This is a genomic window from Candidatus Magnetominusculus xianensis, assembly GCA_001541255.1.
GTDB classification, from domain to species: Bacteria; Nitrospirota; Thermodesulfovibrionia; order Thermodesulfovibrionales; family Magnetobacteriaceae; genus Magnetominusculus; species Magnetominusculus xianensis.
The window spans coordinates 1-11,181 of record LNQR01000151.1 but is presented as its reverse complement, the minus strand read 5'-3'; the positions used below and the strand labels follow the sequence as shown (position 1 = coordinate 11,181).

8 protein-coding genes are annotated in these 11,181 nt (G+C 49.5%); 1 reads left to right on the top strand and 7 read right to left on the bottom strand.

What is annotated here, in order from left to right; genetic code table 11:
* Nucleotides 1-91 precede the first annotated feature (91 nt).
* The 7 genes from ASN18_RS16910 to ASN18_RS16880 are packed head-to-tail and all read right to left on the bottom strand — an operon-like array spanning nt 92 to nt 10,371.
* Nucleotides 92-1,537 (bottom strand): efflux transporter outer membrane subunit, encoded by a 1,446-nt coding sequence (locus ASN18_RS16910; RefSeq protein WP_085053956.1) that lies wholly within the window; start codon nt 1,535-1,537, stop codon nt 92-94.
* Nucleotides 1,538-1,570: 33 nt separating this feature from the next.
* The gene (locus tag ASN18_RS16905; protein WP_085053955.1) at nt 1,571-4,681 is read right to left on the bottom strand and encodes a multidrug efflux RND transporter permease subunit; all 3,111 of its coding nucleotides are present in this window, start codon (nt 4,679-4,681) and stop codon (nt 1,571-1,573) included.
* Nucleotides 4,678-4,959 carry a hypothetical protein gene (locus ASN18_RS16900; protein ID WP_085053954.1) on the bottom strand — a complete coding sequence of 94 codons (282 nt, stop codon included), beginning with the start codon at nt 4,957-4,959 and terminating at the stop codon, nt 4,678-4,680. Before ASN18_RS16900 ends, ASN18_RS16905 begins: the two co-directional genes overlap by 4 nt.
* A 6-nt stretch (nt 4,960-4,965) precedes the next feature.
* Nucleotides 4,966-8,031 carry a multidrug efflux RND transporter permease subunit gene (locus ASN18_RS16895; RefSeq protein WP_085053953.1) on the bottom strand — a complete coding sequence of 1,022 codons (3,066 nt, stop codon included), beginning with the start codon at nt 8,029-8,031 and terminating at the stop codon, nt 4,966-4,968.
* Nucleotides 8,031-9,209 (bottom strand): MdtA/MuxA family multidrug efflux RND transporter periplasmic adaptor subunit, encoded by a 1,179-nt coding sequence (locus tag ASN18_RS16890; RefSeq protein WP_085053952.1) that lies wholly within the window; start codon nt 9,207-9,209, stop codon nt 8,031-8,033. The genes ASN18_RS16895 and ASN18_RS16890 overlap by 1 nt, the downstream gene beginning before the upstream one ends.
* 50 nt (nt 9,210-9,259) lie before the next feature.
* A complete protein-coding gene (locus ASN18_RS16885; protein ID WP_085053951.1) occupies nt 9,260-9,814 on the bottom strand; it encodes a zf-HC2 domain-containing protein in 555 nt (184 codons plus the stop codon).
* The gene (locus ASN18_RS16880) at nt 9,811-10,371 is read right to left on the bottom strand and encodes an RNA polymerase sigma factor (RefSeq protein ID WP_085053950.1); all 561 of its coding nucleotides are present in this window, start codon (nt 10,369-10,371) and stop codon (nt 9,811-9,813) included. The genes ASN18_RS16885 and ASN18_RS16880 overlap by 4 nt, the downstream gene beginning before the upstream one ends.
* A gap of 199 nt (nt 10,372-10,570) precedes the next feature.
* Here ASN18_RS16880 and ASN18_RS16875 point away from each other — a divergent pair, with 199 nt between their 5' ends.
* A complete protein-coding gene (locus ASN18_RS16875; protein WP_085053949.1) occupies nt 10,571-11,134 on the top strand; it encodes a hypothetical protein in 564 nt (187 codons plus the stop codon).
* Nucleotides 11,135-11,181: the final 47 nt, after the last annotated feature.

The window sequence follows — 11,181 nt, the reverse complement described above, 5'->3', positions numbered from 1 at the left end:
TTGACCTTGCAGGTGATATTTTATACCATCTGCTACCCTTTAAGCACGGGGGCTTTCACCCTTTTTTCAATCTCTATTTCGGTTTTAGGGGTTATCTGTACTGAGTTTCCAACCCAATATTACCCAGTCCACTCCATTGACCACCCAGGGCCTTTATCAGCATCACGCTGTTTGACATTATGCGCCCTTTGATGACTGCCGCGGTTTTTTTGTTATTGAGTGCAATGTTTTGGACTACTATCAGGTCGAGTGCGCCGATTATCCCCGCCTTGTATTGATTCATGGCTACTGCTGCTGCAGCCTCCGCTGACTTTACTGCCTCATCCTGTACCCTCAGCTCGGTCATAAGTATCTTATGTGTGGACAGGGCATCCTCTACCTCGGCAAATGCCGTCAGCACCGTCTGTCTGTATGTGGCTACGGCAGCGTCATAGTTCGCCCGCGCCTGCTCCGTAACCGCCAGCTTATACCCGCCGTCAAATATCGTCTGCGTCAGCGACGCCCCAAGTGACCACACAAGGCTTGGCCACGAGAACAGTTTAGATATCACCCCGCTTTGAAACCCGCTCGATGGGCTTAGTGTTACGCTTGGATAGTAGGCCGCCACTGCAACCCCAATTTGTGCGTTCGCTGCTGCAACCCGCCTCTGCGCCGCGGCTATATCTGCCCGCCTCTCCAATAGCTCTGAGGGCACGCTGTATGGTATGTCAGGTGTGCCAAATGAAAGAGGCATAAACGGTATCGTAAAGGACGGCGCCGGTTTACCAATCAGTACTGCTATGGCGTGCTCAAGCGTTGCCCGCGCAACACCCAAATCTATGGACTGTGCAGCGGTTGTTTTTAGTTGAGTCTCTGCATTAAGCACGTCGGCCCTGCCAACAGTGCCGCTTTCATAGCGGTTTTTTATAATCTGGAGCGTCTTTTCATAGCCGCTAATGGTCTCTTCAAGTATTTGGCGCTGGGTGTCGAGTGAGCGCAGTTGAAAATAATCTTCTGCCAGTTGTGCCTGAGTACTCAGACGCAGTGCCTCAAGCTCTGCAAAACTGGCCTCTGCCCCGGCTTGATTGGCCTCAATAGTGCGTCTTACCTTGCCCCACAGGTCTAATTCCCAACTGAGCGCAGCAGGCACGGAATAATTCGTCAGCGTGCTTTGTGATGATGAGGCACTGCTGCTGCCGCCGCCTGATGAGTTACCAGAGCCTCTGTTCCGGTTCACAGTCGCCCCAAGCGTCACCACTGGGTAGAGCTGCGCCGCTGATGAGTCCACAAGGGCGCGCGCCTGCCGAAACTGTGCCTCTTTCACCGCAAGGCTCTGATTGGATATGCTGACCTCACGCACCAGTTCATTAAGCAGGCTGTCGTTATATGCCTCCCACCATGCCTCTTTTGTTACGTTGTCCATTGGGTGCGCAGCCTTCCAGATGTTTGCCTCTTTATAATCCGCCGGTATTGACATCTCCGGCCTGACGTAATCCATGCCAGCCTTGCATGAGTTTAAGAGCGTACACGCTGTTAGTATTATTAATATGATTCGCATTATTGACCCTGCCTGTAATTAAGTTCCTGCCGCTTAATGCGGTTCGCTTAGTCTGTGTCTCATTCTCTGTACCCGGAGCCTCAGTCTGTCCATGTATAAGTATATCACCGGAGTAGTATAAAGTGTTAATATCTGACTTAAGATCAGCCCTCCGACAATTGTAATCCCAAGAGGGCGGCGGAGTTCTGAGCCCACGCCGCTGCCTGCTGCAAGCGGTAGCGCACCCAGCAGTGCTGCCATTGTGGTCATCATTATCGGCCTGAATCTCAGCAGACACGCCTCATGTATCGCATCTTCAGGGCTTTTGCCATGCCTGCGTTCGGTATCTAACGCAAAATCAACCATCATTATGCCATTTTTCTTCACAATTCCTATCAGTAGTATTATCCCTATAATTGCTATTATGCTCAATTCTGTATTAAATATGTAGAGGGCGGCAACTGCGCCTACCCCTGCTGAGGGAAGTGTTGACAGTATCGTAATCGGGTGAATAAAACTCTCATACAGGATTCCAAGCACTATGTATACTGTCACTAAGGCGGCAAGTATAAGCCAGGGTTCGTTTTTAAGTGACGCCTTAAATGCCTGAGCTGTGCCGGCAAACGTCCCGCGCACACTTGTCGGCATCCCTATCTCCTCTGCAGCTTTCTCTATTGCCGCTACCCCTTCGCCAAGCGCTGTGCCGGTTGAAAGATTAAACGACAGCGTTATCGACGGGAACTGTCCCTGATGATTTACTGCCAAAGCCGACAGTTTAGTTTCATACTGGGCAAAGGCACTCAGCGGGACACGGACTCCGGTTTTGGAAAAGACATATATGTCGTTTAGCGCCTCGGCATACTGCCAGTACTCAGGGGCGACTTCCATGACTACGCGATACTGGTTTAGCGCGGTGTATGTTACAGAGACCTGGCGCTGACCAAAGGCGTCATAGAGGGCTGAGTCTATCAGCTGCGCTGTTACACCCAGGCGGGAGGCAGCGGCACGGTCTATCTGAAGCCTGACCTCGCGCCCCCTGTCCTGCAAATCACTGTTTACATCTACAAGCTGCGGCGTGATTTGCAATTTATTACGCAGTTTTTGTGCCCACATATTAAGCTCCGGGATGTTCTCCCCCTGAAGCGTATACTGATAGAGCGCCCCTCCAACCCTTCCCCCTACGCGTATGTCCTGAACGGCCTGCAAAAACGTTGAAGCGCCGGGGATACTGCCTAATTTGTCGCGAAGCCTTTTAATAACCTCCTGTGCAGATGCCTTGCGCAGCTCAAACGGGCGCAGTGAGATAAACATCCGGCCTGTGTTTGTGGTTGACCCGCCCCCGCCTCCGCCTCCGGTAAACCCTATCACATGCTCAACGTCTGGGTCTTTTTTTATAATATCGACTATTCGCTCAACGTTCCCCTTCATAGACTGAAACGATGTATCCTGTGCCGCTTGAATGCTTCCTGCAATGCGCCCTGTGTCCTGCTCAGGGAAAAACCCCTTTGGGATGCTAATAAACATATAGATGCTTGTAAGTGCCGTCAGTATTGTCAGGCAGAGCATGAGAAACGAATGCCGCAGTGCTGCATTCAGGCTGCGCTCATAGAGCCTGAGTATCTGGTTGAAGAACCCCTCGCTTATACGGTACAGAAAGCCGTGCTTAATTGAGTTATTTGGGTTTTTCGGGCCTTCGGGAATTGTTGCGCACATCATCGGTGTTGTCGTAAGCGATACAAACAGAGATATCAATATCGAGGCCGAGAGCGTAACGGCAAACTCACGAAACAGCCTTCCTATCATCCCCTCCATTAGTAAAATAGGGATAAACACGGCAACCAGCGACAGGCTCATCGAAATCACTGTAAAGGCAATCTCCTTTGAACCGATTACCGCAGCCTCAAATGGACGCATCCCCTGCTCCCTGTACCTCGATATATTCTCAAGCACAACTATGGCGTCATCGACTACAAACCCCGTTGCCACAGTCAATGCCATAAGTGAAAGATTGTTCAGGGAATACCCAAAGAGATACATAACGGCAAATGTCCCGGTAATCGATACAAAGACCGCAACAGCGGGGGCAAGCGTGGCACGTGCATCCCGGATAAACCAGAATACGACAAGTATTACTAACACACCGGAAAGCACCAGGGAATGTTTTACAACATTAAGAGACCCCCTGATTGGCGGCGTCCTGTCAAGCACTACGGTGAGATTTACGCCGCCGGGTAAAACTGCCTCCAGTTGCGGCATTATGTCCCGGATGCGTTTCACTGTCTCAATAATATTTGCCCCGGGCTGCCGTGAAATAATCAGCATAACGGCAGGCTTTCCATCTACAATTCCGGCAACCCGCAGGTCCTCGACTGAGTCCGTTACTGAGGCTACGTCGGAAAGGCGCAGCGCCATGCCGTTTTTGTAGGAGATAATCAGCGGCAGATATTCTTTAGCCCTGAAGAGCTGGTCATTGGTCATGATTTCCCATTGCCTGGCGCCCTCTGTGATTTGCCCCTTTGGGCGGTTTACGTTTGTCCTTGCAATCACTGTGCTGACATTATCAAGACTGATGCCATATCTGTTTAGCGCCGTTGGGTTTACATCAACCCTTACGGCAGGGAGCGCGCCGCCGCCGACAAACACCTGCCCGACGCCGTTTATCTGGGCAATTTTTTGCTGCAGCACGCTTGAGGCAACATCGTACATGCGTGCCCTGCTGATAGTATCAGATGTAAGGGCAAGGATAAGAATAGGCGCATCGGCAGGGTTGGCCTTCCTGTATGTGGGATTCGTGGGAAGGTTTTTGGGCAGGTCGCTTCGGGCGGCGTTGATTGCCGCCTGAACATCGCGTGCTGCGCCGTTTATATCCCTGTCGAGGGCGAATTGCAGTGTAACTGAGGTAACGCCGCGGTAACTTGCCGATGTCATTTCAGTAATACCGGCTATTCGTGTGAACTGCTTTTCAAGCGGGGCAGCCACGGAAGTTGCCATCGTCTCGGGGTCTGCCCCTGGAAGCCCTGCGCTTACCTGTATTGTAGGGAAATCTACCTGCGGAAGCGGAGACACTGCAAGCGACGAAAACGACATGACACCCGCTAACACGAGGGCAATTGTAATAAGCGTAGTGGCAACTGGTCGCCTTATAAATATCTCGACGAATTTCATCGCTCAAGGTCAGGCTTTGAGACAGCTACAAATATATGATGCCTGATGATACTTCTGGATTCCCGCTTTCGCGGGAATGACAAAATGGGGGTAGACGCTGTCATTGTAGCTGCCGGGTTAGAGTGAAACCCCTTGTTGAAATTAAGTTCTCTTCTGAAATCAGGTACTTTATTGGAATCATGTCCCATGCCGGAATCATGTCCCATGTCTGTCATTCCCGCGAAAGCGGGAATCCAGTTACTTATCAACGGAGTAACATTCATATGCGTTTTAGCCATTAATACTCATGTCTTCTGAGCCTTGCGCTTGGATATTTTATCAAATGCGAGGTATATAGCCGGTGTTGTATAAAGCGTTAACACCTGGCTTAGAATCAACCCTCCGATGATAGTTACCCCAAGTGGGCGTCTGAGTTCTGAGCCGACACTGCCAGAAAGGGCCAGGGGCAGGGCACCCAGCAGCGCGGCCATTGTGGTCATCATTATAGGACGAAACCGTAACAGGCACGCCTCATAGATTGCAGCCTCGGCAGACTTTCCATCGCGACGCTGCCCCTCAAGGGCAAAATCCACCATCATAATGCCGTTTTTCTTTACAATCCCTATCAGCAGTATTATCCCTATGACGGCTATTACGTCAAGGTCCATTTTAAATAATAAAAGTGACGCCACCGCCCCCACGCCTGCCGATGGAAGTGTGGATAGAATCGTCACAGGATGTATGTAGCTCTCATATAGGATGCCAAGCACTATGTATACTGTAATAAGGGCGGCCAGAATAAGCAGCGGTTCATTTGACAGCGATGCCTTAAATGCCTGCGCTGTGCCGTAGAAACTCCCCCTGATACTTGTCGGCAGGTTCATGGTCTGCTCAACAGCCTTAACTGCATCCCCAAGTGACTTGCCCGGCGCCAGATTGAACGATATGGTTACGGCGGGAAACTGTCCCTGACGGTTTATTACTAATGGCCCGGTGGTCTCTGAGACTGACACAATCGAACTCAGCGGCACCTGCCCACCGTTTGCGGCCCGAATGTATATGTCATTTAACCCTGAGACGCTCTCCTTGTATTTTTTGTTCACTGAAATCACAACCCTGTATTGGTTTAGTTCTGTGAAAATCGTGGATATCTGCCTTTGACCATAGGCATCATACAGGGTATCATCAATCAGTTGCGGCGTGATGCCAAAGCGTGCGGCGATGTCGCGGTTTATGGTAAGAAACAGTCTCAGACCGTCGTTTTGCCTGTCGCTGCTTACGTCTCTGAGCTCAGGACGGCCCTCAAGGGCCTTTATAACAAGCGGGGCAAGTGCGTTCAACTCATCTGCATTAGGGGTTTCAAGGGTATATTGGAACTGTGTGCGGCTTATCTTAGAGTCCACGGTGAGGTCTTGTACGGGCTGCATAAACAGGGTTATGCCTTCTGCCGTCTCTAAGCGGGGTTTGAGGCGGTGTATGATGTCAACGGCGCTGGCCTTACGCTCTGCAAGTGGTTTAAGATTTATCAGGATGCGCCCACTGTTAAGCGTGGTGTTTGTACCGTCAACGCCTATGAACGATGAGAGGCTCTCAACGGCCGGGTCCTCGGCGACAATTCGGGCAAGAGACTGCTGCCGCCTCGACATCTCAGCAAACGATATAGACTGCGGTGCCTCTGAAATCCCTTGTATCACGCCGGTGTCCTGAATTGGGAAAAACCCCTTTGGGGTTAACATATATAAAATTACCGTAAGCGCCAGGGTTGCTGCGGCGATGAGAATCGTAATTGTTTTATGTCTGAAAACCAGCTTAAGTGTGGCCCCGTAGCCTTCGATGATCTTATCAAAGATTGTTTGTGTGGCAAGGTAGATTCTCCCCTGCTGAGAGTTGGAGGAGTGTTTGAGTATTTTAGCGCACATCATAGGCGTCAGCGTAAGCGATACAAATGCCGATATGACAATCGTCACCCCCAGAGTAACGGCAAACTCTCTGAATAGCCGCCCAACTACATCTCCCATGAACAGGAGCGGGATAAGCACGGCAACCAGCGAGACGGTAAGAGAAAGAATCGTAAATCCAATCTGTTCAGACCCCATCAGAGCGGCTTCAAGAGGAGAGCGCCCCTTCTCGATATATCTCGAGATATTTTCTATCATCACTATGGCGTCATCTACGACAAACCCCGTTGAGATGGTAAGCGCCATAAGCGTAAGATTGTTTAAACTAAAGCCCATCAGATACATAACCCCAAACGTACCGGCAATCGACAGGGGCACGGCAATGCCCGGAATGACAGTCGCTGGCAGATTACGCAGAAACAGAAATATCACCAGCACTACAAGCACCACAGCAAGGACAAGCTCAAACTGGACATCATTGATGGATTGGCGGATTGTCACAGTGCGGTCAGTCAGGATTGTTACGTTAATGGAAGGCGGAAGAGAACTCTTGAGCTGAGGCATAAGCTGCTTAATACGGTTCACAACCTCGATGACATTAGCCCCCGGCTGTCTTTGGATATTAACGATAACTGCCGGGGTTGTGTTCATCCATGCGGCCTGATTTGTGTTCTCAGCGTCGTCAACTACGTCTGCGACATCGGCAAGATAAACGGGGGCGTTGTTTTTATAACTCACAATGAGCTGCCTGTAGTCTTTGGCTGCGTAAATCTGATCGTTAGCCCCGATGACAACTGCCTGTGTCGGGCCGTCAAAGCTGCCCTTAGCCTGATTGACATTGGCGGCGGTTATGGCAGAGCGCACATCTTCGAGGGTCAGGCCGAGGGCGCCAAGCGCTGTGGGATTAGCATGAACTCTGACTGCGGGTTTCTGCCCGCCGCTTATGCTTACAAGCCCTACGTCTGAAAGCTGTGAGATTTTCTGTACAAAACGTGTCTCAGCGAGGTCTTCTACCTGCGGCAGTGTCAATGAGTCCGATGTAAGGGCAAGTGTCAGGACAGGGGCATCGGCAGGGTTTACCTTGCTGTAAACGGGCGGGCTTGGTAAATCCCTCGGCAGGGAACTAAAGGCCGCGTTTATGGCCGCCTGAACCTGCTGTTCGGCAACGTCAAGGTTTAAATCGAGCGTAAACTGAAGGGTGATAATGGAGCTGCTGCCGGAGCTGTTAGAGGTCATCTGCGTAAGGCCGGGCATCTGACCAAACTGCCGCTCAAGCGGCGATGTGATAGACGAGGTCATAACCTCAGGGCTTGCCCCGGGGTAAAACGTCCGTACCTGGATTGTCGGATAGTCAACCTGTGGCAGTGCCGCAACCGGCAGTTGCTTATACGCTATCAGCCCTGAAAGCAGCACAGCTATCATGATGAGCATGGTGGCAACGGGTCTCATAATAAAAAGGCGTGAGATATTCATTAGTTAAACTTTCGTGGTGTGTCTTTGACAGGTGTTGAGTTGTCCTGGGGGAATTGTTTTACCTGTACCTTTGCGCCGTCGGTCAGCCTTTCTGTCCCGCTGATAATTATTTCTTCACCTGGGGTAAGCCCGCTCACGATGGATGTTGTGTCTTTCTGTGTCTCTCCTGTTTTAACAGGGCGTATGGAGGCCGTGCCCTCTTTTGTAAGCACATAGACAAACGTGCCCTTTTGAGTCTGTTGAAGGGCTGCAGAGGGGATGAGGACGGTATCGCGGTTAATGTCGAGAAGCAGGCGGGCGTTTACGAACTGATTGGGGAATAGCGCTGTGTCTTCGTTTTTAAATATGGCCTTAAAGCGAACCGTACCCGTGTTGATGTCTATTTGGTTGTCAACACTCAGGAGGTGTCCTGTAGCAAGTTTGCGGCTTCGCTGCCGGTCATATGCCTCAACCTGAAGCTTTACGCCTTTTTTCAACTTCTCAAGTACACGCGGGAGGTTGTCCTCGGCGATTGGAAATACGACGGAGATTGGTTTGAGCTGCGTGATTACGACTATGGGATTTGTGTCAGAGGCATGAATTATATTGCCCGGGTCAATCTGCCGAAGCCCCAGTCTGCCGCTTACCGGTGCGGTAATCTTTGAGTAGACTATCTGGAGTTTCGCGCTTTCTACCTGAGCCTTGTCTGCCTTTAAAGCGGCCTCATACTGTTTTACCAGAGATTCCTGAGTGTCCAGTTGCTGCTTTGATACGGAGTCCTGCTTAAACAGTGTACGGTATCTTTCCAGGTCAAGCAGGGCATTGTTAAGCAGGGCGGTGTCCTTTGCCAGTTGGCCTTCGGCCTGCATCAACTGGATTTCAAACGGCCTGGGGTCAATCAGCGCAATAAGGTCACCTTTGTTGACGATTTGGCCTTCCTCAAACAGTACCTTATCCAACTGCCCGTCAACGCGGCTCTTAATGCTGACAGTGCTGAGTGGAACTACCGTGCCAAGCCCGTTTAGATATGTGCCCATGTCTCCGGTCTTGGCGGTGGCTGTCTCAACGGGAAGGGCAGAGGGGGTGAAGCCGGATTTCCCCGCAGACTTGCCGTCCGCCGGTGGTTCTGCTGCAAACACATACACTGCCAGGGCCGCCGTAAGCAGCAATGCCGCCGCTGTTATTTTAACTTTGATCATCTTTTTAATGATAACACATAGATAGATTTTATTTGCCAGATTTAACTAAATCACTCTTCGTATGAATCATCATCATGGTCATAGCCGCCATAGACCGATGTAAAACCATCGTCGTAGTCTTCCTCCATTAGTAAGGAGTACAGAGTATCGTCTGTGGCTGATGTGTCCATCACTATGTTAGTGTTCTGAGTATGGTGTGTAACATAATTACGCGTTATGTTATTTTGTGTGTTGCTGGCGATTTGAACTTGTTTGGGATGGGAATTCCTAAAATTACCCAAATTAAATATGGTTAAATAAATTACAAGACACAGCGAAGCGGCAGCAGCAATCGGGATGGGCCTGAAGATATACTTCCACAGATTGAACTTCTTCGGCGTATTTGCCCGTGCTGTACTGAGGACGGTCTTCGTAAGGTTATTAAAATAGACAGCGCCTGGGTCAGGCGCCACGATTTTTAACAGCGCCACAGCGATATTGACTTCATGGGCGCAGTCATCACAGCCGCTTAGGTGTCCTTTTACCAACGCCGCCTTCTCATCTGAAAGCGTGCCGTGGAGATATTCGTGGAGCATGTCTTTTATTTCATCGTGTTCAGATTTCATAAGTCCTTCCCTTGCAATAAGGCTGCCATAGCGGCTTTGAGTTTATTGATGGCGCTGTGATAGTGTGATTTCACAGCCCCTTCGGAACAGCCCATGACATCTGCTGTCTCAGCTATACTTAATCCCTTGTAAACCCGCAGAATTACGCTAATACGCTGTCTTGGCGGCAGGCTGGCAAGCATAGTTTTTAAATGCCGCTCCTGCTGTTTTTCTATCAGCCATGTGTCGGCATCTTTGGCATCGGATTTTATAGTTTCGCATAACTCGACAGTATAGGCGCTGCCGCGCGTATGGTTAAGGGCAGTGTTCACGGTTATCCTGTAGAGCCAGGTCTTGAAGGCCGAGTTCTTTTTAAAATTCCTAAGCTCAGACACTGCGCTGATAAAAGCCTTTTGTGTAATGTCCTTAGCCTCTTCCACATCACCGGCTACCCTATAGGCAATCAAGTAAACCTCCTTTCGATATTTAACAACAAGTGCCTCAAGAGCCGCCTCATCGCCGGTATCGAGATATGAGTCAATTAACCTGTAATCTTCTGATCTGCTGTCCTCATCCATCTGAGTTATATTCTACCAGCATCATGAGAAATTAGACACAGCAAATAGAAAAAAGGTTTAGCTCCGGCAGTATCAAGCGTTATAAAACAATGAGAAGAATTAAAAAATAATTCTTGACAAATAATCTATTTGTGTTATGATAATAATCATAACATACTTTCTGCATGAATGAATAAAACATATGTAAGGGAGGCCGTAAATGTCTAAGAAAGTATGCTATATACAGAATGATGAGACCGGTTTGTTTGAAGGAAGTGTGAGTGAGGAGGAGTGTAGTTTTTTGATGGCAAAAGCTGATGTTGACCCGAAGAAAGGGGTGGTGAAAAAAGCTGGCAAAAGACGATATGATAATCACGGTGTGGACTTTGCCATTCCTCACGATTTCAATGGAGATGTTCAAAAACGTTATATTCGAATGTTTAACTCTTCCAGAGAAATACTCGCGGAACATGGTCGTACATACCCTGACAAAGATGTAGCAAAATATGTTGGCGATGGTTATTGGACAGGCCAGGCATCAGAGTACGAAGCAGGTGACGAGGAGCTAACGTCATCAGGAGAGCGTTACGGATTTGACCATAATGCCGTCGCGATAAACAGAATTTTTACATATAAGACGCCACCTATCATAAAAAAGGGATTATTTGTTGTCGTAGGTGATTTGGGTAAGGATGATGGTAACATAGATATCCGCAGAGTAAACAATACAGGGATGTACGCCTTGTCAATGGCCATCCAAATATGTACCATTTCTGGTCATTGAAAAATGTACCAGTCTGGGACCCTCCAAAGGGGTTAGTAATCCGTTTG